General features: G+C 70.9%; 26 protein-coding genes. 7 read left to right on the top strand and 19 right to left on the bottom strand.

The genetic code is table 11. The features are described 5' to 3' along the window. Window positions 1-20: 20 nt before the first annotated feature. The 7 genes from OO67_RS14185 to OO67_RS14155 all read right to left on the bottom strand — a co-directional run bounded on the left by OO67_RS14185 (window position 21) and on the right by OO67_RS14155 (window position 8329). Window positions 21-875, bottom strand: a complete 855-nt coding sequence (locus tag OO67_RS14185; protein WP_033300265.1) for an ABC transporter ATP-binding protein — start codon at window positions 873-875, stop codon at window positions 21-23. Further along, a complete protein-coding gene (locus OO67_RS14180; RefSeq protein ID WP_033300263.1) occupies window positions 872-1927 on the bottom strand; it encodes a FecCD family ABC transporter permease in 1056 nt (351 codons plus the stop codon). Before OO67_RS14180 ends, OO67_RS14185 begins: the two co-directional genes overlap by 4 nt. Continuing rightward, the gene (locus OO67_RS14175; protein WP_033300262.1) at window positions 1924-2967 is read right to left on the bottom strand and encodes a FecCD family ABC transporter permease; all 1044 of its coding nucleotides are present in this window, start codon (window positions 2965-2967) and stop codon (window positions 1924-1926) included. The genes OO67_RS14180 and OO67_RS14175 overlap by 4 nt, the downstream gene beginning before the upstream one ends. After that, window positions 2964-4001 carry an iron-siderophore ABC transporter substrate-binding protein gene (locus tag OO67_RS14170; protein ID WP_033300261.1) on the bottom strand — a complete coding sequence of 346 codons (1038 nt, stop codon included), beginning with the start codon at window positions 3999-4001 and terminating at the stop codon, window positions 2964-2966. The genes OO67_RS14175 and OO67_RS14170 overlap by 4 nt, the downstream gene beginning before the upstream one ends. Window positions 4002-4235: 234 nt before the next feature. Continuing rightward, window positions 4236-5009, bottom strand: a complete 774-nt coding sequence (locus OO67_RS14165) for a helix-turn-helix domain-containing protein (protein WP_033300435.1) — start codon at window positions 5007-5009, stop codon at window positions 4236-4238. A gap of 143 nt (window positions 5010-5152) precedes the next feature. Beyond that, a complete protein-coding gene (locus tag OO67_RS14160; protein ID WP_033300259.1) occupies window positions 5153-6895 on the bottom strand; it encodes a pyruvate dehydrogenase in 1743 nt (580 codons plus the stop codon). Between the two features lie 60 nt (window positions 6896-6955). Then, a complete protein-coding gene (locus OO67_RS14155; RefSeq protein ID WP_063746143.1) occupies window positions 6956-8329 on the bottom strand; it encodes a protein phosphatase 2C domain-containing protein in 1374 nt (457 codons plus the stop codon). A 310-nt stretch (window positions 8330-8639) separates the two neighbouring features. Here OO67_RS14155 and OO67_RS14150 point away from each other — a divergent pair, with 310 nt between their 5' ends. Beyond that, entirely contained in the window at window positions 8640-9626 is a 987-nt protein-coding gene (locus OO67_RS14150) for a helix-turn-helix transcriptional regulator (RefSeq protein ID WP_033300257.1), read from the top strand. Window positions 9627-9757: 131 nt separating this feature from the next. Continuing rightward, the gene (locus tag OO67_RS14145; protein WP_033300256.1) at window positions 9758-10240 is read left to right on the top strand and encodes a DUF456 domain-containing protein; all 483 of its coding nucleotides are present in this window, start codon (window positions 9758-9760) and stop codon (window positions 10238-10240) included. Between the two features lie 226 nt (window positions 10241-10466). Here OO67_RS14145 and rsgA read toward each other — a convergent pair whose 3' ends face one another. Next, entirely contained in the window at window positions 10467-11639 is a 1173-nt protein-coding gene (gene rsgA / locus OO67_RS14140; RefSeq protein WP_033300255.1) for a ribosome small subunit-dependent GTPase A, read from the bottom strand. 319 nt (window positions 11640-11958) lie between these two features. On the opposite strand from rsgA, the gene OO67_RS14135 reads away from it, so the two are divergent. Beyond that, a complete protein-coding gene (locus OO67_RS14135; protein WP_033300434.1) occupies window positions 11959-12459 on the top strand; it encodes a DUF5949 family protein in 501 nt (166 codons plus the stop codon). A gap of 133 nt (window positions 12460-12592) precedes the next feature. On the opposite strand, the gene OO67_RS14130 is transcribed toward OO67_RS14135, so the two are convergent. The 6 genes from OO67_RS14130 to OO67_RS14110 form a co-directional block, all read right to left on the bottom strand. Further along, entirely contained in the window at window positions 12593-13000 is a 408-nt protein-coding gene (locus OO67_RS14130) for a rodlin (RefSeq protein ID WP_033300254.1), read from the bottom strand. Between the two features lie 116 nt (window positions 13001-13116). Further along, window positions 13117-13332, bottom strand: coding sequence for a hypothetical protein (locus OO67_RS36530; RefSeq protein WP_078597887.1), 216 nt, complete (start codon window positions 13330-13332; stop codon window positions 13117-13119). A gap of 269 nt (window positions 13333-13601) precedes the next feature. Continuing rightward, complete coding sequence (locus tag OO67_RS14125) at window positions 13602-14012, bottom strand: rodlin (protein ID WP_033300253.1); 411 nt, start codon at window positions 14010-14012, stop codon at window positions 13602-13604. Window positions 14013-14193: 181 nt separating this feature from the next. Continuing rightward, window positions 14194-14493, bottom strand: a complete 300-nt coding sequence (locus OO67_RS14120) for a hypothetical protein (protein ID WP_033300251.1) — start codon at window positions 14491-14493, stop codon at window positions 14194-14196. A 173-nt stretch (window positions 14494-14666) separates the two neighbouring features. After that, window positions 14667-14900, bottom strand: coding sequence for a chaplin (locus tag OO67_RS14115; RefSeq protein ID WP_033300249.1), 234 nt, complete (start codon window positions 14898-14900; stop codon window positions 14667-14669). Window positions 14901-15122: 222 nt separating this feature from the next. After that, the gene (locus tag OO67_RS14110) at window positions 15123-15527 is read right to left on the bottom strand and encodes a rodlin (RefSeq protein ID WP_033300247.1); all 405 of its coding nucleotides are present in this window, start codon (window positions 15525-15527) and stop codon (window positions 15123-15125) included. Window positions 15528-15803: 276 nt separating this feature from the next. On the opposite strand from OO67_RS14110, the gene OO67_RS14105 reads away from it, so the two are divergent. Beyond that, window positions 15804-16568 carry a chaplin gene (locus OO67_RS14105; RefSeq protein ID WP_078597885.1) on the top strand — a complete coding sequence of 255 codons (765 nt, stop codon included), beginning with the start codon at window positions 15804-15806 and terminating at the stop codon, window positions 16566-16568. A gap of 89 nt (window positions 16569-16657) precedes the next feature. Here the strand turns inward: OO67_RS14105 and OO67_RS14100 are convergent, their stop codons facing one another. The 5 genes from OO67_RS14100 to OO67_RS14080 all read right to left on the bottom strand — a co-directional run bounded on the left by OO67_RS14100 (window position 16658) and on the right by OO67_RS14080 (window position 23183). Continuing rightward, window positions 16658-17590: a dihydrodipicolinate synthase family protein gene (locus OO67_RS14100; protein WP_033300245.1), complete on the bottom strand. Its 933-nt coding sequence runs from the start codon at window positions 17588-17590 to the stop codon at window positions 16658-16660. Continuing rightward, entirely contained in the window at window positions 17587-18594 is a 1008-nt protein-coding gene (locus OO67_RS14095) for an oligopeptide/dipeptide ABC transporter ATP-binding protein (protein ID WP_033300244.1), read from the bottom strand. Before OO67_RS14095 ends, OO67_RS14100 begins: the two co-directional genes overlap by 4 nt. Then, window positions 18591-20564, bottom strand: a complete 1974-nt coding sequence (locus OO67_RS14090) for a dipeptide/oligopeptide/nickel ABC transporter permease/ATP-binding protein (RefSeq protein WP_033300242.1) — start codon at window positions 20562-20564, stop codon at window positions 18591-18593. The genes OO67_RS14095 and OO67_RS14090 overlap by 4 nt, the downstream gene beginning before the upstream one ends. Before the next feature lies 1 nt (window position 20565). Then, complete coding sequence (locus tag OO67_RS14085; RefSeq protein ID WP_033300241.1) at window positions 20566-21516, bottom strand: ABC transporter permease; 951 nt, start codon at window positions 21514-21516, stop codon at window positions 20566-20568. Between the two features lie 71 nt (window positions 21517-21587). Continuing rightward, entirely contained in the window at window positions 21588-23183 is a 1596-nt protein-coding gene (locus OO67_RS14080; protein ID WP_033300240.1) for an ABC transporter substrate-binding protein, read from the bottom strand. Window positions 23184-23352: 169 nt separating this feature from the next. Between OO67_RS14080 and OO67_RS14075 the strand changes: the two genes are divergently transcribed. The 3 genes from OO67_RS14075 (at window position 23353) to OO67_RS14065 (ending at window position 26771) form a co-directional block, all read left to right on the top strand. Next, the gene (locus tag OO67_RS14075; RefSeq protein ID WP_033300238.1) at window positions 23353-24084 is read left to right on the top strand and encodes a FadR/GntR family transcriptional regulator; all 732 of its coding nucleotides are present in this window, start codon (window positions 23353-23355) and stop codon (window positions 24082-24084) included. A gap of 158 nt (window positions 24085-24242) precedes the next feature. Continuing rightward, window positions 24243-25262: an acetylxylan esterase gene (locus OO67_RS14070; RefSeq protein WP_033300237.1), complete on the top strand. Its 1020-nt coding sequence runs from the start codon at window positions 24243-24245 to the stop codon at window positions 25260-25262. 72 nt (window positions 25263-25334) lie between these two features. Then, complete coding sequence (locus tag OO67_RS14065; protein WP_033300236.1) at window positions 25335-26771, top strand: exo-alpha-sialidase; 1437 nt, start codon at window positions 25335-25337, stop codon at window positions 26769-26771. Window positions 26772-26848: the final 77 nt, after the last annotated feature.

The raw sequence follows: 26848 nt of genomic DNA, 5'->3' as shown, positions 1-26848 counted from the left end.
CGCGCCCGCCGTACGGCGCGTCAGCGCGGGGCCTCGGCGACCTCGGCGGCGGGTGCCTCCCCCGCACCGGCACCTGCCCGGACGTGATGCCGGCCGATGGGCAGCATCAGGGGCTTGCCCGAGACCGGGTCCTCGACGATCCGGCTCTGCAGGCCGAAGACGGTCGCGACCGTCTCCTCCGTCAGCACCGCCGCCGGGGGGCCGGCGGCGTGGATTCGCCCCGCAGCGAGGGCGATGAGGTGATCCGCGTACCTGGCCGCCAGGTTGAGGTCGTGCAGAACCATCACGACGGTCGTTCCCCGCGCCCGGTTCAGGTCGGTGAGCAGGTCGAGCACCTCGATCTGGTGACTGGCGTCGAGGAACGTGGTGGGCTCGTCGAGCAGCAGCAGGTCGGTCTGCTGCGCCAGGGCCATCGCGATCCAGACCCGTTGGCGCTGGCCGCCGGACAGCTCGTCCACCGAGCGGTCGGCGATCTCCGTGGTCTGCGTGGCCTCCAGCGCGGAGGCCACGGCGGCGTCGTCCTTCTCGCTCCACCGGGTGAAGACACCCTGGTGGGGGTGGCGCCCTCGGCCCACCAGGTCCACCACGGTGATGCCCTCGGGCGCGACGGGCGACTGCGGCAGCAGCCCCAGCGTGCGCGCGAGTTCCTTGGCGGGCATGCGGTGCACCTGCCTGCCGTCGAGGAGAACCTGCCCCGCACGGGGTGCGAGCAGCCGGGACATCGAGCGCAGCAGCGTCGACTTCCCGCAGGCGTTGGCCCCGACGATGACCGTGACCTTGCCGGGCGGCACCGTCAGGTCGAGGGAGTCGACGACGACGCGGTCGCCGTAGCCGAGCGTCAGCCGCTCGGCGGTGAGGGTGTGGGACGTGGTCAAATCGAGCCTCCAGCCCGATGGGTGCGGACAATCAGGTAGACGAGGTACGGCGCGCCCAGCACCCCTGTGACGACGCCGACCGGGTAGCGGGTGTCGAAGGCGAACTGTCCGGCGAAGTCGGCGACCAGGACCAGGAGTGCCCCGACCAGCCCGGCGGGTACGAGCAGGGAACCCCCCGCACCCACCAGCCGGGCCGCGATCGGACCGGACAGGAACGCCACGAAGGCGATGGGGCCGGCGGCGGCCGTCGCGAAGGCGATCAGCCCTACGGCGGCGAGGATGACCGTGACGCGGGTGCGTTCGACGCGGACCCCGAGTGCCGAGGCGGTGTCGTCACCGAGCTGCAGGGCCGACAGGTTGCGGCCCTGCGCCAGGAGGACGGGAGCCAGCACGGCGAGCGCAACCAGCGCGGGCACCGTCCGGTCCCAGCCCACCCCGTTCAGGCTGCCGGTCAGCCAGCGCGTGGCCTCCTGGAGGTCCCACTCGGCGGCGCGCGACAGGACGTAGGAGGTGATGCTGTCGAGCATCGCGGAGATTCCGATGCCGATCAGGATGAGACGTGTGCCGACGACCCCGTCGCGGAACGCCAGGACGTACACCAGCAGGGCGACGACGAGAGCGGCGACGACAGCGAGGACCGACACCTGGGTCTCGTCGAGCGACAGGGTCACGATGGCGACGGCCGCGGCGGCGCTCGCCCCCGCGCTGATGCCGATGACGTCGGGGCTGGCGAGCGGGTTGCGCAGCATCGTCTGGAAGGTGACACCCGCCATGCCGAAGCTGAACCCGGCCGTCACGGCGAGCACCGCGCGCGGCAGCCGCAGCCGCCCCACGGTGAACGACGCCCCGGGAACCTGCTCCCCGAGAACCACCTGGACCACGTCGCGCGGAGGGTAGAAGGTCTGCCCCGCCATCAGTGTCACGGCGAACGCGGCGACGACGAGCACGGCGAGGGCCAGCGCGGTCAGACGGCGGCGGGAGGCGTTCCTGACCCGTCCGCGGGTGACCTCACGAAGGGCGGACGGCCGGGCGACGGCGGCGGGGGCGCTCACAGGGCACGCACTTTCTGACGGCGGACGGTGTAGATGAAGAACGGGGCGCCGATCAGCGCCGTCACGATGCCGACGTCGACTTCCGAGGGCCGCGCCGCGATCCGTCCGACGACGTCGGCAGCGGTCAGCAGCACGGCTCCCGTCACCGCGGAGAACGGCAGCAGCCAGCGGTGGTCGACGCCGGCCATCATCCGGCACGCGTGCGGTACGACGAGCCCGACGAAGCCGATCGGTCCGGCGGCCGCCGTCGCGGCGCCGCACAGGACGACGGCGCCGACCGCCGCCGTGGCACGGGCCACCGGGACCCGTTCCCCCAGTCCGGCGGCGAGTTCGTCGCCCAGGGCCAGTGAGTTCAGCGCCCGCGCGGAGAGCAGGCAGATCAGGAAGCCCACCCCCAGGAAGGGCAGCACATGGCCCATGCGCTCGTAGGTCGCGCCGCCGACACCGCCGATCTGCCAGAGCCGGAAGGACCCCGAGATGTCGTTGCGGGGCAGGACGACCGCGGTCACCAGCGAGGCGAAGGCGGCGGAGGTGGCGGCGCCCGCGAGGGCGAGCTTGAGGGGCGTGGCGCCCCCGCGCCCCAGGGAACCGACGGTGTACACGAATGCGGCCGAGAGCGCCGCCCCGGCCATGGCGACCCAGACGTATCCGGTCGTCGACGTGAGCCCGAAGAACGCGACCCCCGTGACCACGGCCAGCGACGCGCCCATGTTGACACCGAGGATGCCCGGATCGGCCAGCGGATTGCGGGTCACCCCCTGCATGACCCCGCCCGCCAGGCCGAGCGCCGCCCCGATGACGACGGCGAGCAGGGTGCGCGGGATCCGCTTGGTGACGGCGGCCTGTTCCAGACTCCCGTCCGCACCGCCGAGCGCGCTCCAGACGTCGGACCAGGCGACGGTGCGCGAGCCGACCGCGACCGAGAGCACCGACACCGCCGCCAGCGCGAGCAGGGTGACCAGGAGCCACAGGAGCCGGACACGCGCCGGACGCCGCACCAGGGCGGCGTCCGGCAGGTGTCGGGTGTCGACCGTGGTCACTTGACCTTGTCCGCGGCCTTGGCGAGCTCGGCCACGTAGTCCTCCAGCACCCAGGAGATCGACAGGGGCGTGGGGTTGGCGGCGGTCGCCAGCGGGGCGCTGCCCGGCAGGAGGTAGACCGATCCGCGCTGGACGGCGGGGATCTTGGAGAGCAGCGGGTCCTTCTTCAGCGTCTTCAGCAGCTCACCCTTGTCGTCGCCGTAGCCGGTGATGATGTCGACGTCGTCGAAGGCGTCGACCTGCTCCGCGCTCTTGGTGAGCGAGAACTTCTTGTTGCCCTCCGACGCCTCGGCGATGCTGCCCGGTGTCTTGAGACCGAGGTCCTCGAAGAACTGGGCGCGGGTGTCGTGGGCCGTGTAGAAGCCGACCTCGCTCACGTCGTTGGGGTCGATGTGCGTCATGAACATCGCCGACTTGCCCTTCAGCTGGGGGTACTTGGCGACGGTCTTCCTGATGTCGCCCTCGACCTCGTCGATCAGCTCCTCCCCCTCGTCGGCGAGGCCGATCGCCTTGCTGTTCATCTGGATGATCTCGCGCCACGGAGTGGCCCACGCCGCCTCCGGGAACGCCACCACGGGTGCGATGTCGCTCAGCGTGTCGTAGTCCTGCTGGGTCAGCCCGGAGTACGAGGCGAGGATGACGTCCGGCTTCGTGTCGGCCACTGCTTCGAAGTCGATGCCGTCGGTCTCGTCGAAGAGGACGGGGGTCTTGGCGTCCAGTTCCTTCAACTTGTCCGAGACCCAGGGCAGGACGCCGTCGCCGTCGTCGTCACCGAAGTTCGCGGCGGCCATGCCGACGGGGACGACGCCGAGAGCCAGCGGCACCTCGTGGTTGGCCCAGTTCACGGTGGCCACGCGCTTGGGCTCGGACGGAATGGTGGTCTTCCCGAGGGCGTGCTCGATCGTCATGGGGAACGCGCCCGAGCCGGCCTTGCCGCTCTCGCCCTTCTCGGACTCGGACTCCCCGCCGCAGGCTGTGAGGCCCACCAGCAGGGCGGCCGCGACGGCGACTACGCGAAGGCGGTGTGAACGCATGGATCCGTACTCCAGTTCGAGAATGAGTGGTACCGGCCCGGCCCGTCCGCGTGGTGCGGGACCGGGGCGTGGAGCTTTGACCGGAGGCGCGCAACAAACTTAGGTAAGGCTTGGCTTTCTTTGACCTTATGGAAGACCTGCCGTTGTCGCAATCGACCTTTTCAGACACCCCTTGTAGCGATCGGGACATCGAGGCCTGTTCATACCGGCCCGGGCAGCCTGGGGTCCGAGGACTCAGCGCGCCCGGAAAGCTCCCGGCGTCAGCCCTGTCGTACGCCGGAACGCCGCACCGAAGGCACTCGCCGAGCGGTAGCCGACCTCGTCCGCGACGGCGTCCACCTCCCAGCCCCGGGTGAGCAGTCCGACGGCGTGCTGCGCCCGGACGCCGGCGACCCAGCGCGCGAAACTGGTGCCGGTCTCGGCGTTGAATGCGCGCGTGACCGTTCGGGCACTCACACCCAGCTCGGCCGCCCACTGGGACAGGGTCCGCCGGTCGCCGGGGTTCTCCCGCACGGCGTCGGCGATAGGGCGCAGCAGCGGGGACGTCGGGATGTGGACCAGCAGTTCCCTGGTGGACGGAGCGAGCACGTCGAGCACCATCGACTCCGTGGCCGTCCGGGAACCTGCCGCGAGAGAAGTGTCGCCGAGCCGTTCCAGCAGCAGGCGGAGCAGCGGAGTGATCTCGACCGCCACGGGCACGTCGGAGAGCGAGGGGGTGCCGGCGCGGCCGAAGAAGGCCGCGCGGAACCATGTGCCGGCGACCGCCGAACCGGAGTGCATGGTTCCGGCCGGCATCCAGAGGCCCAGGGCCGGGGTGATCGTCCACGCCCGCGCGCCCACGACGGCCATGGAGGTGCCCCGTTCGTTCCAGAGCAGTTCGTCCCAGGGGTGGGCGTGGGCGTTCCAGCTGGTGTCGAGTGCCACGACCTCGTCGTAGCCGTGGATGACGAACGGCGCCCGCACCGCACCCGGGTCCTGCGCCGCCACGGTGCGGGTCTCCCTGGTCACCGCGCGGGCCCCCGGCACGCCGGTGTCCGGCGCCGAGCCGTCGCCGGCCGGAGGGAACAGTCGCATGCCCCCCACATTATCGAGACCGCCACCGAGGCCGCCGGACGGCCCCCGGCGCCACGGGGGCGTCCGCGCGGCCCGGCTCAGGGCCGCGGCACGTTGCGGAGGTTGGAGCGGGCCATCTGGAGCATCCTGCCGACACCCCCGTCCAGGACGATCTTGCTGGCGGAGAGCGCGAAGCCGGTGACCATGTCGGCGCTGATCTTCGGCGGGATGGAGAGGGCGTTCGGATCGGTGACCACATCGACGAGTGCGGGCCCCTTGTGCCTGAAGGCGTCCTTGAGCGCGCCCTCCAGTTGTTTGGGCTTCTCCACCCGCACCCCGTAGGCCCCCGCGGCCCGCGCGATCGCCGCGAAATCCGGGTTCTTGTTGGTCGTACCGAACGAAGGCAGTCCCGCCACCAGCATCTCCAGCTCGACCATGCCGAGCGAGGAGTTGTTGAACAGGACGACCTTCACCGGCAGGTTGTACTGGACGAGCGTGAGGAAGTCGCCCATCAGCATGGTGAATCCGCCGTCGCCGGACATCGAGACGACCTGCCGGTTCCGGTCGGTGAACTGGGCTCCGATCGCCTGCGGCAGAGCGTTCGCCATCGAGCCGTGACTGAACGAGCCGATCACCCTGCGCTTGCCGTTGGGCGTGAGGTAGCGGGCCGCCCATACGTTGCACATGCCGGTGTCGACGGTGAACACGGCATCGTCGTCGGCGAGTTCGTCGAGGACCGAGGCGACGTACTCGGGATGGATCGGGACGTGCTTCTCCACCTTGCGGGTGTACGCCTTGACGACGCCCTCGAGCGCGTCGGCGTGCTTCTTCAGCATCCGGTCGAGGAATTTGCGGTCGGTCTTGACCTTCACGCGGGGGGTCAGGGCACGCAGTGTCTCGCGCACGTCCCCCCAGACCGCCAGATCGAGCTTGGACCGCCTGCCCAGGTGCTCGGGGCGCACATCGACCTGGACGATCTTCACGTCGGTCGGCAGGAACGCGTTGTAGGGGAAGTCGGTGCCCAGCAGGATCAGCAGGTCGCACTCGTTGGTGGCCTCGTAGGCGGCGCCGTAGCCCAGCAGCCCGCTCATGCCCACGTCGTACGGGTTGTCGTACTGGATCCATTCCTTGCCGCGCAGCGCGTGACCGACCGGGGCCTTGACCCGCTCGGCGAACTCCATGACCTCGGCGTGCGCGCCCGCCGTGCCGCTTCCGCAGAACAGGGTCACCCGCCGGGCCTTGTCGATCATCCGGCAGAGCTTGTCGATCTCCTCGTCACCGGGCTTCACGGAGGGCCTCGAAGTGACCAGGGCGTGCTCGATCGACTTCTCGGGGGCCGGCTGCGAGGCGATGTCGCCGGGCATCGAGACGACGCTGACGCCGCCGCGGCCGATCGCGTGCTGGATGGCCGTCTGGAGCAGCCGTGGCATCTGCTGCGGGTTGGAGATCATCTCGTTGTAGTGGCTGCACTCCTGGAAGAGCAGCTCCGGATGGGTCTCCTGGAAGTAGCCGAGGCCGATCTCGCTCGACGGGATGTGCGAGGCGAGGGCGAGCACCGGGGCCATGGAGCGGTGGGCGTCGTAGAGGCCGTTGATGAGGTGGAGGTTGCCCGGCCCGCACGACCCCGCGCAGGCGGCGAGAGTGCCGGTGATCTGTGCCTCGGCACCGGCCGCGAACGCTGCGGTCTCCTCGTGCCTGACCTGGACCCACTCGATGCCTGCGTTACGCCGGATGGCGTCGACCACGGGGTTGAGGCTGTCGCCGACGACGCCGTACAGCCGCTTGACCCCCGCCCGCACGAGGATGTCGACGAACTGTTCCGACACGTTCTGCTTGGCCATGGGTGCGCACCCTCTCTGCCTCCGGCTGTCCGTGACTCCATCAACCCACGGCGGGCCCGGTTACGCCTCCCAGACAGCGGCACCCGTACGGTCGTCGGCGTACCCCTTGGTCCTGAGCTGGATGTCGGCCAGGTAGGCGGGCAGCCCGGGTGGGCCGGCGGCCCAGCGCCGCGCGAGCTCCGCGGCCAGCTCCGGCTCACCGCGCACCGGTCCGGCCAGGCCGTTCCCGCAGAGCAGCAGCGTGTCCCCGGGCCGGGCGACCGAGGCGCGGAAGCGGAAGGGCTCCGCGGGCGGGGGCGGTGGGTGCCCGGCGTACGGGGAGGGTGGCGTGGTGATCTGCAGATCCATCGTCAGCCGGTCCCCGCCGGGGCTCTCCTCGCTCGCCGCGCCGCCGGTCACGGGGGCCACGGGATCGAGGTCCTGCCAGGCTCCCTCCCGCAGGCGGAAGAGGCCGCCCGGCCCGACCCCGAAGAAGATCCGGGTACGGCACACCGGGTCGGCGGACAGCAGGAGACAGCGCAGGCCGGTGCTGTACGCGGACGGTTCCAGGCCGAGCTCGGCGGCACGGGCGCGCAGCTTGCCGCAGGTCCGGTCGGTGAGGCGGTGCAGCCCCGACTTGAGGTCGCCCCTGCGCCCCGCCCTTATGTCGTCGGAGAGCCGGGCGTGACTGCGGGCGACGGCTCCGCCGATCCAGCGACAGGCGTCGGCGGGAAGGGCCCGGCCCGCCCCTCCGGCTCCGCCGGCCACCGCGACCAGGACGAGGGCGCCGTCCCCCTCACCGAAGCGTGCGGTGAGCAGCGCGTCGCGACGGGGCTCGCCACGGAAACGCGCCGAGTCCCCACGCACGGACGCGGCCCGCAGGGTGTACGTCCCGTAGCGGGCGCCGTCGAGGACGGTGTCGGGGACGAGGCCGTCGAGGCCGTCGAGGTCGTCGGGGCCGGACGCGGGCAGCGCGGCGGGCTCGGCGTCGTAGGAGGGGGGCCGGTCCCCGATGTGCCCCACGGCAGGGCGCACCGGAGGCTCCGGCGGGGCCGGTTCGGCAGGCGGCGGGGCCGGTGGCCGTACGGCGAAGGTCTGCGGACGGGAGGGCCCGGCGGGCCTCTCCCACGGGGCGCGCCCGAGCGGGACGGTACGCCGGGGTGACGGCGGCTCCGGCACCGGGCGGGCCGAGGGCTCCGGCACGGGGCCCGGTGCCGCTTCCGCTTCCGGCAGGCGCGGATCGGGCAGCGGCACCACCGGGGCCGGGGGTTCCGCCCGCGCCGGAGGTTCCGCCCGGGCCGGCTCCGTACCGCCCACGGCATCCGCGGCGGAGTCGAAGCGGTCGTCAAGACTGTCGGCCGCGCCGCTCGGCCCTGCGTCCGGCGCGGTCCCGTCGTACAGCCTGCGCCACCAGTCGTCCTCGTGGGCGGCGGGCTTCTCCCCCTGCTGGCTCATGCCCAATAGTGTCGACCGCTCGGGCCGTCCGAAACCGGGTCATCGGGAAAAGTGGCCCGGAAGTGGCAGCCGCGTGGTGACCCGCCGGACGTCCCCACCCCCCACGGGAAGGTCGCCCGGCGGGCCGGTCCGCGTACCGGGCCACCGCCTGTGGGGCGGCCGTCGCTACGGTGGCGCCAGATTGTCAGAGTGACGGGTGCTACGGGGCATGATGGGCGCGGCGGGTTTACGCCGTGGCCGTTTCCCGCCACGGCGCACCCCGCCCCACGAGCGCGGGAACGCGCGAGCACCGATCCGGGGAGGGCCGAGGATGCTGTCAGCTATAGGTCTCGACGAGAGACAGGAAGCGGTCTACCGGGCACTGGTCGCGGCGGGCGCCGCGGAGCTCTCCGACCTCGCGCGGCGGCTCGCCCTTCCTGAGGCGGACACCGAGCGCGCGCTGCGTCGGCTGGAACAGCAAGGGCTCGTGGCCCAGTCGTCGTCACGGGCCGGCCGCTGGGTCGCCGCGCCGCCCGGTGTCGCGCTGGGAGCGCTGCTGACCCAGCAGCGCCATGAGCTCGAACAGGCGGAGCTGGCGTCCGCCGTGCTCGCCGAGGAGTACCGGGCCGAGGCCGCCGAACCCGCGGTCCACGACCTGGTCGAGGTGGTGACGGGTGCGAGCGCGGTGGCCCACCGCTTCCATCAGCTGCAGCTGGGCGCCACGTCCGAGGTCTGCGCGCTGGTCACGGGGAAGCCGATCGCGGTCACCGGGATGGAGAACGAGTCCGAGGAACGTGCGGCGATGCGAGGCGTGTCCTACCGCGTGGTCGTCGAGCGCGACGTGCTCTCGCTGCCGTCCGGGATCGTGGAGCTGTCGGCGGCGCTGAGCCGCGACGAGCAGTGCCGGGTGGTCGACCGGGTACCGACGAAACTGGTGGTGGCCGACGCCGCGCTGGCCATGGTGCCGTTGACGGGCCGGGGGACCGAGCCGACCGCCCTGGTGATCCACGCCAGCGGGCTGCTGGAGTCCCTCATGGGCCTCTTCGAGGCGGTGTGGCGGGACGCGATGCCGTTGCGGCTCGGCGGGAGCGGGTTCAGCGAGGAGAGCGGCCCGGGTGCGGATCCGACCGACCTGGAGATCCTCTCGCTGCTGCTGGCCGGCCTGACGGACGCGAGCGTGGCGAAGCAACTGGACCTGGGCCTCCGAACGGTCCAGCGTCGGGTGAAGGGGCTGATGGAACTCACCGGGGTCACCACCAGGCTGCAACTCGGCTGGCACGCGTACGAACGCGGCTGGGTGGCCCGCGCCCCGCGCTGACCGCTCCGGCCCACCGATCCCGCCCGCCGCGCCGGGCCTCGGTTCCCGGCCCCCGTCACCGCCCGCGACTTCGGCCGCCGGCGGTGTCGCGCTGACGGGCGGGACCCGGCGGACTCCGGCACGCTGGTCGAATGAGTGTGTGGCAGCTCGTTGCCGTGGGGGCGGTGATGCTGCTCGGCCTGGTCGGCGTACTGGTGCCGGGTGTGCCGGGACAGGCGATCGTCTGGGCCGCGGTGATGTGGTGGGCGCTGACGGACACGACGCCGGTCGCCTGGGGCGTGCTGATCGGTGCGACGTGCCTGCTGCTGCTGAACCAGGCACTGAAGGCCCTGCTCCCCTCACGCCGTCCGCACGAGTCGGGGGCGCCTCGCAGGACCCTGATGGCAGGCGGGGTCGCGGCGATCGCCGGGTTCTTCGTGATCCCTGTGGTGGGCGGGATCCTGGGATACGTGGGCGCGGTCTACGGCGCCGAACGGCTGCGCCTCGGCAGCCGGGCGGCGGGGTGGTCCTCCCTCAGGTCCGTGATGCGGGCCACGGGGTACTCGGTACTGCTCGAGCTCTTCAGCTGCCTGCTGGTGGTGGGGGCGTGGCTCGGAGCCGTCGTCTGGGGCTGAGGACCGCGGGTGTCCCGGACGGCGGCACTCCGCCGCCCGGGACACCCGCGTCACCGCCGGGTCTGTCCGCGAAGTCCCGCCGTACGCCCGGAGGGCCGGCCCGCGGCGTCCGGCCCCCTGCTCAACGGGATCTCCCCTGCTCGAGCGAAGCCGGGACCCCGGGGAAGGAGCCGAGCCCGGGGAAACGCCAGGCGTCGCCCGCCGGGCGGGACTTCGCGGCACGGCCTCAGAGCGTCCTGCCCCGCTTCATCGCCATGGCCGCCCGGCCCTCCGCGCCCCTGCGCTTCCACTCGCGGAGGGTCTCGGTACGCAGCCGGGCGTCCGTCTTCGCCGCGATGCGCCGGTTCTCCCGGAGCAGCTTGCGGTAGCTGTCCAGGCGCCGTGCGGACAGCGACCCGTCCTCGATCGCGCCGAGCACGGCGCAGCCGGGCTCGGACTCGTGGGCACAGTCGTGGAAGCGGCACTGCCGCGCCAGTTCCTCGACCTCCGAGAAGACCTCACCGACGCCGGTCTCCGCGTCCCAGAGACCGACCCCCCTCAGCCCGGGGGTGTCGATCAGGGCCCCGCCTCCCGGCAGCAGGAGGAGGTTTCGCGTCGTGGTGGTGTGCCGGCCCTTGCCGTCCACCTCCCGAGCCCCCTGCACGTGCATCACGTCCTCGCCGAGCAGGGTGTTGGCGAGGGTCGACTTGCCGGCGCCGGACGTTCCCAGCAGCACGCTCGTGCCGCCGCCGACGATCGCGCCGAAGACATCGACCCCCTCCCCCGTGGCCGAGCTGACAGGGAGCACCTGCACTCCGGGCGCGATGCGCTCGACGTCCTCGACGAGGTGGGACAGCGTGATGGCGTCCGGGACGAGATCGGCCTTGGTGAGCAGCACGAGCGGTTGCGCCTCGTACGCTCGGGGCGCCTGGCGGCCGACGGGCCGGGCCCCGTCGCCGAGCAGCGCCGCGCCGGCGGTGCTGGACAGGGCCAGCGCCAGGAACCGTTCCAGCCGTCCGAGGTCCAGCTCGACGGCGAGCGACACACAGATGACGATGTGATCGATGTTGGTGGCGAGCACCTGCCCTTCGGAACGCTGCGACGACGTCGAGCGTACGAAGGCGGTACGGCGGGGCAGGAGCGTACGGACGAACTGCGGGTCGCCGTCGGGGTCGACAGCCACCCAGTCACCGGTGCAGACGATCCGCATCGGATCACGGGGCACCACGAAGGCGGTGTCCGCCCTGAGGGTGCCGTACGGAGTGACCACGTCGCATTGACCGCGGTCCACCCGCACCACACGTCCCGGCAGGAGCCCCTGCTCGGCGTGGGGAGCGAAGGTCTCGGCCCATCCGTCGTCCCAGCCGTACGGGGCGAGAGGATGTGACGGGGTGGAGAACGGGGAGATGGAGAAAGACAAGGGAAACCCTTCACAAGGGCGGCCCCGGCACCGCGCGCTCAGGCGCGGAGGGAAAAGATCAAGGTCAGCCGGCGGCCGCAGGGGTGGGAACGATGCTCTTCGGGTCGTGGGCAGCGCCCACCGCAACGACAGTCATCAATGTCCTCACCTCCTGGTTCCTCGAACTGGGAACACCATAGGCCGGGGCCGGCCCGAGCCGTCAACAGGTTTTCCCGGCGCGGAGGTCACACGCGTGGATTGAACCGAGTTGACGGAGATACTCCACGATCAGGTGATACGCGTGCACACGTACCGGTCCCGGGCCGTTAAGGTGCCGGACATGACCACACCCAAAGCCGCCACCGCCCCTTACTCCCCTGCCCAGTTGGGCACACAGATCCTGATCGGCTGGAGCGGGTCGGATCCCGGAACGGGGCGTGGGACCGCCTTCCTGCTCACCTATTCGCTCGGCGACGGTCCGGACGGGCCGGAGGCCGGCGAGAGGGCCATGCGCACGGCCCTGGAGCGCAGCGGGCTGCACGTCGGCGGCGAGACGCTGGACGCCTCGGACCTGCCGAACCTTCCGGTGAAGCTTCTCGTCCAGGCCGGACAGGCCGTCCTGACGCTGCCCCACTTCACAGCGCAGTACACCGTGCCGCAGGAGTGGCTGGACGTGGCACGGTCGGAGGGCAGGGTGCACGGGATGTTCGCCACCCGCCCGTGGCCGGCAGCCGTCCCCGGGCAGCCCGTCGGCGAGGAACTCCTGCGGTCCTTCGTGGGCGACCCCGAGGTCATCAGGACCTCCGCCCACTGCCTCATGCCGGTACGCAGCCTGGGCTGACCCGTCCACCCGCGCTCACGACGATGCCCACCACCCCCCGTGGAGTGGTGGGCATCGCCCTGTGCACGTGCCTCACAGCCGGATGCGGGCGGTCCGCAGGCATCGAACCCCGGGCCGCCCGCATTCAGTGGTGTCAGTTGTTGCCGACGCCGTTGCCCGAGAGCACCGGGATGTCGTTCAGGATGTGCGACAGCGGCTCGTCACCCTTGGCCTGGGTGGAGTTGTCCGCGCACTGCTGGTTCTGCGGGTTCGACAGGACGTTGACGTCCTGGACGGCGATCGGAATGATTCCGATCAGCGAGCCCACGTTGGCCTTCACCGGCAGGGCGATGCAGGGCTTGTTCAGCGAGCCCTGGACGAGGCTGAGCTGCGGGCTCTGGTCGCCCTTGGTCTTGCTGTTGCCGAACTCGGACTCGGCACCGTTGCCGTTGACCGTCGTGGTGCCGACGTCGTTACCGATCGCCATGGCCGAGGGGGCCGCAGCGGCCGACAGACCGATCAGGGACACAGCCACAGCGGCGCCGGCCATCATCTTCTTCATCACGCTTCACCTTTCGGAGCGTCCCGTTGTGGAACGTACTGTTAACCAGAAACGGAGGGTTAGGTTCCGCTACACCACTCGAACGGGTTGGATCCTTCTCCCCGTCGACGTGGCTGTCACCGTGCGCCGCTCTCCGCACGGGCCGCGGGGACGAATGCCCCCTCCTGGCCTCGTGCGGACCTGCGGGTCGCCGGAGGACCGGACGCCGGGTCAGGTCCGGCCTCGCGCCGTGCCGTGTCGCTCCACTCGGCGAGCAGCCGGTCGTAGATGGGCGTGGAGCTCTCCGGCAACCGGTCGCGGCCGGGCCGATGACGACTGTCGTACGGGTCCATGAGACGCACCTACCCGCTCCTGCGGGCGGCGTCGGCCGCGACTGCGGCAACCGGCCCAATTTTCGCACCATCGGGGTACCCCACGTGCGGACCGGCGGACCAAGGACCGTCCGCGGACAGACGGGTGGGGCCGGCCCGTCCGGGCGGCCGACCAGCGGTCGGTCGCGGTGCGGACGGGCCGACCCCACGCGTCTTCACGGACTACGGCGAGGCGGGAAACGGTGCACCCTGGCCGGGATGGGCGCAGGAGGAGCCGGAGCCGCGCGGTGTCAGTTGTTGCCCGCTCCGTTGCCCGAGAGCAGCGGGATGTCGTTCAGGATGTGCGACAGCGCCTCGTCACCCTTGGCCTGGGTGGAGTTCTCGGTGCACTGCTGGTTCTGCGGGGAGGACAGGACGTTGATGTCCTGGACCGAGATCGGGATGAGCCCGAGGAGCGAACCGATGTTGGCCTTCGCCGGCAGGGCGATGCAGGGCTTGTTGAACGAGCCCTGGATGAGACCGATCTGCGGGCTCATGTCACCGTGCGTTGCGCTGTTCCCGTAGTACTGGTCGGCGCCGTTGCCGTTGACCGACGTCGTGCCGGTGTCGTTGCCGATCGCCATGGCCGAGGGGGCCGCAGCGGCGGAAACGCCTGCGACGGAGGCGGCGACTGCCGCGGACGCCAGAATCTTCTTCATCATGAACGTGCCCTTCTGGATTTCTCTTGTTGCCCGCCTGTCCGGAGCATTCTGAACAACTCCGCCCGGGCGGTTTCGGTTGCGCCATTTCACTCGAACGATTTCCCCGGCCGGAATCGGCGCGATGGGCGGCCGCCGGCCCGCGAAATGGTGCGACGCGATGCGGGAACCCTCCCGCTGCCTATCAGCCGCCCAGCGGGAGGCCCCCCATGAGGGGGCCCGCCGTCCTGGCGACGGTGGTGACCGCCTCCACCGACTTGCTGACGGGGTCGCCTTCCTGAGCCCTCTCGGCCGTCCGGCCGACTGTGTCCACCACGGGGTTCACCACCTGGTCGGGGATGGTCGGCACCGTGGAGGTCAGTTCGTTCACTCCGCCGGTGAGGCTGATCCGGGGAGCCGTGGGGGTGGCGGCGAAAGCGGGAGCGGCCGCCCCGAGAGCGGCCACGGAACCTGCGACGAGGGCGACGGTCTTCGCGTACTTCACTTTCTCAAATCCCTTCTCCGGCGGCATCCGCCGCCTTTGACCGGGACAACGATGAAGCGGTGCGCGGGGAAACTGTGGGTATCGGAATTTCCCTGCGCAGCAAGAAGGCCCTGGAGCGCCAGATGCACTCCAGGGCCTTCTCATGACGAGCCGTCGGCTCGATCGGCAGAAGCTCAGTCGTTGATGCAGACGTTGCCGAACGCCGGGTTGAGCAGACCGATGACGTTGATGGTGTTGCCGCAGACGTTCACCGGAATGTGAACCGGAACCTGCACGACGTTGCCGGACAGGACACCCGGGGAGTGGGCGGCGACCGCGCCGGCACCGGCGTCGGCCATGGCCGGGGCAGCGGCACCCAGCGCCATGAGGGTTCCTGCGGCGACGGCGGCAACCTTGGTGTACTTCACTTTCGTCCCTTTCTGCAGCGGAGTCATGGACGGACACGTCTTTCGTGCCGTACGAGCACTTCTACGAATGCACTCGTGACTCCGGAGCTGTAATGCGTAACGATTGACGGGCGACATCGAAACGCCATGGGGGCCGTTTCTCGGAAAATCGCTCGAATGCTGCAGGCCCGAGCCGCACGATGGAGGAGTGTCGGCGGCCCGGACCGGTCGGTGGTGGCCGGGTCAGTTGTTGCCGGCACCGTTGCCGGAGAGAACCGGAATGTCCGACAGGATGTGGGACAGCGGCTCGTCGCCCTTGGCCTGGGTGGAGTTGTCCGCGCACTGCTGGTTCTGCGGGTTCGACAGGACGTTGATGTCCTGGACCGCGACCGCGGCCAGAATACCGATGAGCGCACCGGCGTTGGCCTTGACCGGCAGGGCGATGCAGGGCTTGTTCAGCGAGCCCTGCACGAGGCTGAGCTGCGGGCTCTGGTGACCCTCGGTCTCGCTGTTGCCGAACTCCGACTCGGCACCGTTGCCGTTGATCGACGTCGTGCCCGTGTCGTTGCCGATCGCCATGGCGCTGGTCGCCGAGAGACCGAGGATGGAAGCGGCGACGGCGCCCGTAGCCAGGACCTTCTTGATCACGATGAACCCTTCTCGTACCGAGTGCCCCGCAGCGGAGCGCCCTGATCAACTGGGCGCCGGGCGTTTGGTTCCCCCCATCCGCCCCTGTTCACCCGAATGCCAGAACTTCGCCGTGGAACGAACATCCGTACGTGACCCTTTCGGGTGGTTACACAATTACCACCGATCTCCAAGTTTCCCCCGCAACCCTCGCGTCGTTATGCAGTCGTCCGCGTCGATGGAATGACCGCCATCAGGGTCACCGCCCACGCGAATTTCACCGGAGAAGGGCATGTAATGCGACAGGTTCTGAATAAAAGCATGATCGTCATGGCGGCGGCGTCGGGCATCCTGACCGCCGCGGGCGGCTATGCGCACGCCGACGCCTCGGCCGACGGTGTGGCCGCGAACTCGCCCGGTGTCGGCTCCGGCAACGCCGTCCAGGTTCCGGTGCACGTCCCGGTCAACCTCTGCGGCAACACCGTCAATGTGATCGGCCTGCTGAACCCGGCCTTCGGCAACAGCTGCGCGAATGTCTCCTCGGGCGACGAGCACGGCGATGCGTACGGCGACGGGCAGGGACACGGAGGCTCCGGCGCGAGCGCCGACGGCAAGGCCGTCGGCTCGCCGGGCGTCCTGTCCGGCAACCTGGCCCAGGTTCCGGTGCACGTCCCGGTCAACGCCTGCGGCAACAGCATCGATGTCGTGGGTGCGCTGAACCCCGCGTTCGGCAACTCCTGCGTCAACGAGAGCGGATACGACCACGGCCACCCGCCGGTGGACCCGCCGGTGTACCCGCCGGTGGAACCCCCCACCGAGGAGCCGCCGACGGTCACCCCGCCGACCGAGGAGCCGCCCACCGAGGAGCCGCCGACGGTCACCCCGCCGACCTCGAAGCCGCCCGTCGAGGAGCCGCCGGCCGGTAACCCCGGTCCGAACACACCCGACACCCAGCTGGCCGAGACCGGCGCGGGTGAGATCGGCATGGCCGCCGGCGCGAGCGCTGCACTGCTGCTCGGAGGCGCTGTGCTCATGCGCCGCACCCGCGGTTCACGCGGCTAGTCCCCCCACGAGGACGAGGGGCCGCCCGGCAGCACCTGTGCTGCGGGGCGGCCCCTCCGGCGTACCGGAACGCTCACCGGAACGCTCTCTCAGACGCGGGACAACCCCGCCCGGTCCAGGTGCGCGGCGATCACGACCGTCTCCGCGGCGTCCAGACGGCGCATCGGCGGGCTCATCACATTGGTGGCGATGACCCCACGCAGCATCAGGGCCGTCTTGAAGGCTCCCAGTCCGGCCGCCGTCGCCGAGGCCGTTCCGGGTGCGGCGGCACCGACGATGTCGAAGAGCGCGACGAGCCGGTCCTGTTCAGCCGCGGCGGCGGCCCAGTCGCCACGCATGGCGGCCTCGTGCAGTCGGACGTACCCGTGCGGGTCCACGTTGCCCAGACCAGGGACGGAACCGTCGGCGCCGCTCAGCATCATCGCGTCGACGACCAGTTCATGGCCCGTGAGGACCGAGAAGCCGGGGAACCTCCGTGCTCCGATGGCCAGCCGGCGGAAGGACCCGTCGTCGCCGCTGGAGTCCTTCACACCGGCGAGTACCCCGTCCGCGGCGAGCGGGAGCAGCAGTTCCGGGTCCAGCTTGCTGTGGACACACACCGGTACGTCGTACGCGAGGAGCGGCACGTCCACGGATACCGCGATGTCCCGGAAATGGCGGTCGATCTCCGAGGGGTGGGTGCGGGTGTAGAAGGGCGCCGTGGCGACGACCGCGTCGGCACCGAGGGCGGCCGCGGCGCGGGCCCGTTCGATGGCCCGGTTGGTGGTGGTCTCGATGGCACCGACGAGGACCGGCACCTGGCCCGCCGCCGCGACGGTGACGACCTTGATGACCTCGTCCTGCTGTGCTGGTGTCAGATAGGCGGTCTCGCCGGAGCTGCCGAGGGCGAAGAGGCCGCTGACACCACCGTCGAGGAGATGGCCGACGACCCGCTCCAGGGATGCCCTGTCCAGGTCGCCGTCCGCGGTGAGGGGGGTGACGACGGGCGGGATCACGCCGGAGTAGGGGGTGGGGCCGGTCATGCGGTGCTCCTTGCGGGCGTTGCGGAGATCCGGCCCCCGGACGGGGCGCCGGAGGTCTGGGGATGGACGCAGTGCCAGAGGTGTCCGCCGGGCCCGGAGGTCTCCGCGGGGAAGGCCGCGGAGCACGCGTCGTCGGCCTTCCAGCAGCGGGTGGTGAACGGGCAGCCGGGCGGCGGGTTGGTGGCGGAGGGCACCGGGCCTGTGAGCACGATGCGTTCCGTCGTCTCCAGCAGGCTCGGGGTCGCGGAGAGCAACGCCTCGGTGTAGGGGTGGCTGGGAGCTCCCGCTACGTCGGCGGCCCTGCCCTCCTCGACGATGCGGCCGAGGTAGAGGACGGCGATGCGGTCGGCGAGGTAGCGCACGGTCTGGATGTCGTGCGAGATGAACACCATGCCGAGGCCGAGGCGTTCGCGCAGGTCGACCAGGAGGTTGAGCACCTGGGCCCGTACGGAGACGTCGAGTGCCGAGGTCGGTTCGTCGGCGACGATGAGTTCGGGTTCGAGCGCCAGGGCTCGGGCGATGGCGACGCGCTGGCGCTGGCCGCCGGACAGCTGTCCCGGCAGGGCTGCCAGGGTGTGGCCCGGCAGCCCGACGAGATCGAGCAGTTCCTCCACGCGGGCCTCGCGGGCCTCCCGGGTACCGCGCCGGTGCACGTCCAGTGGATCGCGCAGGATCTGACGGACCGGGAGGCGCGGGTTGAGGGCGGTGGAGGGGTCCTGGAAGACGACGCCCACAGCCGATCCGAAGTCGTTGCGCCGCTCCCCGCCCGGCAGGTTCCAGAGGTTCCGGCCGTGGAAGAGCACCTCGCCCTCGGTGGGCCTCTGCAGTCCGGTCAGCACCCGGGCGAGCGTGGACTTGCCGCAGCCCGACTCGCCCACCAGGCCCACGATCTCGCCGCGCTTCACCTCCAGGGTGGCGTCGGTGAGCGCGTGTACGGCGTCGCGGCTGAAGAGCCCGCCGCTGCGGGCCTTGTGGCGTACGTGAACGCCGTCGAGCTTGATCACGGGGCGCTCCTTTCCAGCTTCTTCGCGGCGGCCCCGGCCGGGTGGTGGCAGGCGAAGCCGTGGTCCTTCGTGGTGCCGCGTGCGGCGAGTGCGGGTGCCGTGGTGCGGCAGAGGTCGGTCGCCGCACCACAGCGCCCGGCGAAGCGGCAGCCCGCGCCGAAGCCCTGGGGTGCGGGGACGACCCCGCGGATCTGGTGCAACCGGTCGGACCCGGCTTCCAGGGAGACGACGGAGCCGAGGAGACCCCGGCTGTAGTGGTGGGCGGGGTCGGTGAGGACGGACCGGGTGTCGCCGACCTCGGCGAGCCGGCCCGCGTACATCACGGCGACCCGGTGCGAGAGGTCGCCGATCAGGGCGAGGTCGTGCGAGACCAGCACCATGGCGAAGCCGAGTTCGTCGCGTAGCCGGATCAGCAGCTCGACGACCTGGGCCTGGACGGTGACGTCGAGGGCGGTGGTCGGTTCGTCCGCGATCAGGAGGCGGGGGCTGCGCGAGAGGGCCATGGCGATGAGCACGCGCTGGCGCTGGCCGCCGGAGAGCTCGTGCGGGTAACTGCGCAGGGTGCGTTCCGGCGAGAGGCCGACGAGCTCGAGGAGTTCGGCCGGGGTCTTCGTCCCGCCGCGTGAGGTCAGCTGCTTCAGCTGGGTGCCGACGAGCACGGAGGGGTTGAGGGAGGAGAGCGCGTCCTGGTAGACCATCGCGATCTCGGGGCCCATCAAGGCCCGGCGTTCCTTGGGCGGCAGTTTCAGCAGGTCCCGGCCGCGGTAGAGGATCTCGCCGTCGACCTCGGCGTCGCGGGCGAGGAGACCCATGACGGCGAGGCTGGTGATGGATTTGCCGCACCCGGACTCGCCGACCAGACCGAGGGTCTCCCCCTCATGGACGCTGAAGTTCAGCTTGTCGACGACGGGGATCCGGCCGTAGCGGTCGGGGAAGCGGATGGCCAGGTCCCGGACGACGAGGAGTTCGTCGGCGTCCTCGGGTACGGGGGTGAGGGTGGATCCGGTGGCGTCGATGTGCCGCGCGAGCTCGGTGAGGGCGGCGTCGATGCCGGCGGTGGAAGCGGCTTCGACCGGGTCCGCCGCGGGGGTGGTGACGGGCTCGGTGGCGGAGCGGGCGCCGCTGGGCGCGGCGGAGGCGTCGGTGAGGCCCTCGGAGAGGACGTTGAGCGCGAGGACGGTGATCAGCAGGGCGAGACCGGGGAAGAAGGTGGCCCACCATCCGCCGGCGAGGAGGATCTGCCGCCCGTAGGCGAGGACGCTGCCCCAGCTGGGGTCGGGGTCCTGCACACCGGCCCCGATGAAGGAGAGGCTGGCCTCGAAGATGATGGCCTCGGCGACCATGACCGTCGCGAACACCATGACCGGGGCCATGCAGTTGACGGCGACGTGGCGGAGCACGATGTAGCCGCGCCGGGCCCCGATGACCTTCTCGGCGGCGACGTAGTCCTCTCCGTACTGGGCGAGGACGTTGGCGCGTACGACGCGGGCGAGGGAGGGGGTGTAGACGAAGGCGATGGTGAAGATGATCACCGGGACGCTGGTGCCGAACACGGCGACGAGGACGGCCGCGAGCGCGATCGGCGGGAAGGACATGACGATGTCGAGGGTGCGCATGACGGACTCGTCGCCGAGCTTGCGCGAGGTGGCGGCGAGCGAGCCGAGGACGGCCCCGGCGACCAGGGCGACGGCGGTCGCGCCGAGGCCGATGACCAGCGAGTAGCGCGAGCCGTGCACCACACGGGCGAAGACGTCGCGCCCCGCACGGTCGGTGCCGAACCAGTGGTCGCCGCTCGGCGGCTGGACGGGGGTGCCGGTGGTCAGCGGGTCCTGGGTGAGGAGGGGGGCCAGTACGGCGCCGAGGACGACGACGATCAGCACGCCGAGGGCGACGCGGGAGGTGACCGGGAGGGCGCGGAAGGCGACGCCCGGTCGTGAGAGCTTCTTGGCCAGACGGCCCGTGGCGAACATGTCACACCGTCCTGATGCGCGGGTTGACCAGCAGATAGAGCAGGTCGACGATGACGTTGACCACCAGGAAGGCGATGGCGATGGTCAGTACGGTGCCCTGGACCAGGGCGACGTCGCCGCCGGTGACACCTTCGAGGATGAGCTTGCCCATGCCGGGCAGGTCGAAGATCGCTTCGATGACGACGGCTCCGCTCAGCAGGTAGCCGACCTTGACCCCGAGCACGGTGAGGGGGGTGACGAGCGCGTTGCGCAGCACCGAGCGGATCACCAGGAAGACCGGGAGGCCGTTGCCCTGTGCGGTGCGCACGTAGTCGCGGTCGAGCTCGGCGACCATCGAGGTGCGTACGAGGCGGGCGAGCGAGGCGGCGACGGGCACCGCGAGCGAGACGGCCGGCAGGACCATGGTGGTGAGCCAGCCGCCGAACGAGTCGGCGGGGTTGGTGTATCCGCCGGTCGGGAAGATCCGGGTGTTCAGGGCGAACTGCTGGATGAGCAGGACGCCGAGCCAGAACGACGGGATGGCGACCCCGGCCATGGACAGGATCCGGAAGAGCTGGTCGGGCCAGCGGTCGCGGTACATCGCGCCCAGGACTCCGCCGGCGACCGCGAGGACGACGGCGAGGAACAGGCCGAGGAAGGTGAGCTGGAGGGTGAGCGGGAAGGCCGCGGTGATCCGGTCGACCACGGGCTGGCTCGGCGGGACGGTCATCCCGAGGTCGAAGTGGAGCAGCTGGCCGAGGAAGTCGAAGTAGCGCACGGGCAGGGGGTCGTTGAGCCCGTTGGCCTCGGCGAAGGCCTCGCGGGCCTCGGGGGTGGCGCTCTCGCCGAGCGCGTTGAAGGCCGGGTCGGCCGGCGAGAACTGCAGCACCACGAAGACCAGCAGCGCGATGCCGAGGATCATCACCGGCATCATCGCGACGCGGCGCAGCGCGAGCCGGAGAAAAGCAACCATCGTCGGTTTCCTTGTGATTGGGCGGACTGCCGGTCCGGGCCGCCGGTGAGGGCGGCCCGGACCGCTGGGCGTCAGGCGCGGCCGACGTCCACGAAGGACAGGCCCGTGGTGGGCAGCGGCTCGAAACCGGGCAGGGCCTTCTCGTCCCAGGCGGTGGGCAGCTTGCGGTGGAGGATCGGGTAGAGCGCCGCCTCTTCCGCCACCACGTCGGTGATCTGCCCCCAGAGCTGCTTGCGCGCCGCCTCGTCGGCGGACTGGGCGGCCTTGTCGAGGAGCTGCTTGACCTGCTTGTACTCGGCGGTTCCGGCCCAGCCGTATCGCTTCTCCGGCCAGAAGCCGTAGTAGAACCAGCGCATCAGGAGATCCACGTCGTTACCGAAGACCGACGGGTCGCCCGGGGCCACCATGACCTCGAAGTCGCCCGCGTCGACCTTGGCCCACTGGGCCGGTGACTGGGCGATGTTCAGCGTGGCCTCGATCCCGGCCGCGGCCCAGCTCTCCTTGAGCAGCGGGGCGATGTCCTTGACCCAGCCGGTGTCGGTGGTCAGGACGGTGAACTTCAGCTTGCCCGCGCCGGCCTCGGCCAGCAGTTTCTTCGCCTTGGCCAGGTCGTGCGTGTAGACGGTCGCGGCCTCGTGGTGGTCGGGGTGGGTCGAGGGGACGTACCCGGTCGCGGCGGCGGCGTTGCCGACCATCGCGGTGGAGATGATCTTCTCGGTGTCCAGCGCGTAGTGCAGGGCCTGACGGACCCGCTTGTCGGCGAAGCGCTTGTCGGTGGTGTTGAACATGAGGAAGAGGAGGCCGAAGGACTGTACGGACTCGGTCTTCGTGGTGGCGGCGAGACGCTTGACGTCGATGTACGGGACGTCCTCGATGGCCTGGACGCGGCCGGACTCCATGGCGCTGACGCGGGCCGACTGGTCCGACATCAGGCGCCAGATCATCTTCTCGGCCTTGGCCGGGTGGGGTCCGTTGTACGCGCCGTACTTCTCGAAGACGATCTTGTCCTCGCGGGTGGCCTCGACGAACTTGTAGGGCCCCGAGCCGACGGGCTTCGCGTCGAAGCCCTTGACGTCGGCCTCGACGACCTTCTTCGGCACGATCCGGGCGACGGCGATACGGGAGGGGAAGAGCGCGAAGGCGTACGTGAGTTTGAACTCGACCGTCTTGGTGTCGACGGCGGTGATCGTGTCGATGAAGGGCACGAACTGCGCCATCAACGACGCGTTCTTCCGGTCCAGGATGCGCTCGAAGCTGAACACCACGTCCTCGGCGGTGACCGGGGAGCCGTCGTGGAACGTCGCACCGTCGCGGAGGGTGGCCCGGTAGGTGGTGGCGTTGATCTTCTTCGGCATCTCCGTGGCGAGGGCGGGGCGTGCCACGAGCGTGGCCGGATCGAGATCGACCAGGCCTTCGAAGATGTGCATGTTGGCGGCGTACGGCGTGGCCCCGGAAGTGATCATCGGGTCGAAACCGGTCGACAGGGGGTAGGACAGACCGGCCTCGATCGTGCCGTTGCCGTCACCCTTGCCGGCCGCGCCGTCGGCGGTCGAGCCGGGCCCGCCGCATGCGGACAGGCCTGCCGTGATGGCGGCGGCCGCGCCGACGGCGCCGGTGTAACGCAGGAAGGTGCGGCGCTCGACGCCGGCTGGCCTCAGCTCGGGCACGGGTCCTCCAAGGGACGTTGAGGCGGGGAATGCAGGGGAAACATCTGGTTTCGGCTGCTGTCGGACTGCCGGCGAACCGGCAAGCATCAGACGTCAGATGTCTGATGCCTTGATAGCGTGGGAACGTAGCTTGACAATCGAGAGGGGTCAAGAGGTGGGGAGTTCACATATGTCCGGCACGCGACCCGGCCGCACCCTGTTGCGACAGGAAGTCGTCGAGGGCATCAAGCGCTACATCCTCGACGAGCGGCTGCGCCCCGGGGACCCGCTTCCCACGGAGCCGGCCCTGTGCGAGGCGCTCGGAGCCAGCCGTTCCAGCGTCCGGGAGGCCGTCAAGATCCTCGCCGCGCTCGACATCGTCGAGGTGCGGCACGGCCACGGCACGTACGTCGGCCGGCTGAGCCTGTCCGCGCTGGTGGAGAGCCTCACCTTCCGCGGCCTGCTCTCCCCCGACGACGACTTCCAGGTGATGGCCGACCTGGTCGACGTGCGCGAGCTCTTCGAGCGGGGCATGGCCGACCGGATCATCTCTTCGCTCAGCAGCGAGCAGCTCGACGGCCTCGAGAGCCTCGTGGCGACCATGCGCGCCACCGGAGCGGGCGAGGGGCACGGCTTCGTCGCGGCGGACCGGGCCTTCCACGCGCTGCTGGTGGCCCCTCTGGGCAACGACCTGATCGGCCAGCTCTCGATGGCCTTCTGGGACGTCTACACGATCGTCGCACCGCACCTCGACGGGTTCACGCACGCCGACGAGACCGCGACGATCGCCGCCCATCAGAACATCGTGGACGCGGCCCGGGAGGGTGACGTCACCGCGTTCCTGAAGGCCCTCGGCGAGCACTACGCCCCCGTCCGGCGACGGATCGCCGAGGCCAGGTCACGCGGAGCGGGCACGGCCTGACCGCCGGCCGTCACGCCTCCGCCGCCGCCCCGAGGCGGGGGCTCCGGCCGGCCCCCCGCCCTTGACGTCCGACCGCAAGGCTCCCTAGGGTCCGGTGACCAACAGGACATCTGACGTCTGCTGTTCTGCCGCTTCCCGTACCCCTGGAGGGCACAGCCATGCCGTCGGCCGATCTCCCGCTCACGGAATGCCGCACCTACCGGCCCGCACTCCCGCTGCCCGACGGTTTCGACGACTTCTGGTCCGCCACCCTGAACGAGGCACCTCACGACGGCGTACCCGTCAAGCCCCGGTACAGGCGGGTCGATTGCGGGCTGACCCAGGTGCGTACGTACGACGTGAGCGTTCCGGGGTACGGCGGCCGCCCGGTACACGGCTGGCTGCACATGCCGGCCGGTGCCACCGAACCACTCGGCTGCGTCGTCGAGTTCCTCGGGTACGGACGCGGCCGGGGGCTCGCGCACGAGCAGCTGATGTGGGCCTGCGCGGGGTACGCCCACCTGGTCATGGACACCCGGGGCCAGGGATGGTCGGCGGCGGGCGGGGCCACCACCGACACCGACCCCGGTGCGGCAGGGACCGTACCGGGCTTTCTGACCCGGGGCATCGAGAGCCCCGAGACCTACTACTACCGGCGGGTGTTCACCGACGCGGTCCGCTGCGTGGAGGCGGTGCGCGACCACCCCGAGATCGATCCGGCCCGCGTCGTGGTGACAGGAGTGAGCCAGGGCGGCGGCATCGCGCTGGCCGTCTCCGGGCTGGTGGAGGGGCTGGCGGGGGTGATGCCGGACGTGCCGTTCCTGTGCAACATCCCCCGGGCCGTACGGATCGCGGGCGTGCCGCCGTACACCGAGGTCGCCGCCTACCTCCGGCTCCACCGCGACCGCACCGCCCCGGTCTTCCGCACGCTGGCGTACTTCGACGCCGCGCACCACGCCACGCGGGCGACGGCTCCCGCGCTGTTCTCCGTCGCGATGATGGACGAGATCTGCCCGCCCTCCACCTGCTTCACGGCCTACAACCGGTACGCGGGGCCCAAGGACGTACACGTATACGAGTTCAACGGCCACGAGGGCGGCGCCGAGCACCACAGGGCGCAGCAACTCGTCTGGGTGCGAAGCCTGTTCGCCGGCCCTCCGACCGGACGGGCCGACCCGCGCACTCCTTCCCCTCCCTGACGCGCCGGCCTCCCGTGCCACGCGCTCCGCCGAGTCTCCGCACCTCTCCCCCTCACGAGAAGAGAGCCGTTCATGCAGCGCAGAGTCACCGTCGCCATGCTGTCCGCCGCCGTCATGGTCGCCACCGCGGCAGGCACCGCCCATGGCGCCCCCGCCGCCGGCGAACTGATCTCCCAGGACCTCGCGACGCAGGGCGTCGGCTCCCCCTACTACCGCATCCCCGCGCTGACCACCTCCGTCAAGGGCACCCTGCTCGCCGCCTACGACTCCCGCCCCACGCTCGGGGACCTGCCCGGAAACCTCGGGATCGTGCTGCGCCGCAGCACCGACGGCGGAGCCACCTGGAAGACCCAGCAGGTCGTCCGCAAGGAGGCCGCGCCCAAGGGGTTCGGCGACCCGAGTCTGCTCGTGGACCGCACGACGGGCCGCGTCTTCGTCTTCTACGCGGGCTCCGTGAACCAGGGCTTCGCCGGATCCGCCACCGGCAACGACGAGACCGACCCGGACGTGCTCCAGGCCGACTACAGCTACTCGGACGACGACGGGGTGACCTGGACCCACCGCCGTATCACCCGACAGATCAAGAACCCGGCCTGGGCCGGCATGTTCGCGGCCTCCGGCGAAGGCATCCAGGTACGCAACGGCGCGTACAAGGGGCGGCTGATCCAGCAGTACGCCATCCGCCACAACGGGGCGAACTACGCGGTCAGCGCCTACAGTGACGATCATGGCGCGACCTGGAGGTCGGGCAACCCGGTCGGGCCGGGCGGGGACGAGAACAAGACCGTCGAGCTCAGTGACGGCCGGATCATGCTGAACAACCGGTCCGCGCCGTACCGGACGATCGCCCACTCCACCGACGGCGGCGTCAACTACACGCCGTTCACGCAGGACACCGCGCTCCCGGACCCGGCGAACAACGGCTCGGTCATCCGGTACGCCCCGGACGCTCCCGCGTCCGACCCGAAGTCCTCATGGCTGCTGTTCAGCAACACGGAGAGCACTTCCTCCCGGAGCAACCTCACCGTGAAGATGTCCTGCGACAGCGGGAAGACCTGGCCCGTCCGGAAGGTCGTCGACCCCGGCAGCGCGGCGTACTCGACGCTGACGCGCCTGCCGGACGGACGGCTGGGTCTGCTGTACGAGCGTGACGGCTACAGGAACATCACGTACTCCGCGTTCGATCTGAAGTGGCTCGGCGGCACCTGCGCGGACATCACGATCACCCCGCCGGCCACCATGAAGGCCGGCACCAGGGCGGAGGTGACGGTGCGGGTGGTCAACCGGATGGACGTCACGCGTTCGGCAGGCACGCTCGCCCTGACGGGACCCGCCGGGTGGACGGCCGAGCAGGTGGCGTTCCCGGCGCTCCGGCCGGGTGAGGGCGCGAACATCAAGGTCCCTGTCACCGTCCCGGCCGGTGCCTCGGGCGACGTCACCCTCGGGGCGACATACCGGGCGGACGGCAAGCAGGCCTCGGGAAGCCGGGCGGTGACGGTCACGCCGTAGACCGCGGTCCGAAGCCCGCGCGGGCGGGCGCCCCCGGCGGGACAGCGGCCCTGCCACGCCCTGCCGGGGCAGGGCCG

Source organism: Streptomyces atroolivaceus (assembly GCF_000717025.1).
In the GTDB taxonomy this organism is placed as follows: domain Bacteria; phylum Actinomycetota; class Actinomycetes; order Streptomycetales; family Streptomycetaceae; genus Streptomyces; species Streptomyces atroolivaceus.
Note: the sequence above shows the minus strand (reverse complement) of the source record. Positions and strands in the feature narration are given on the sequence as shown.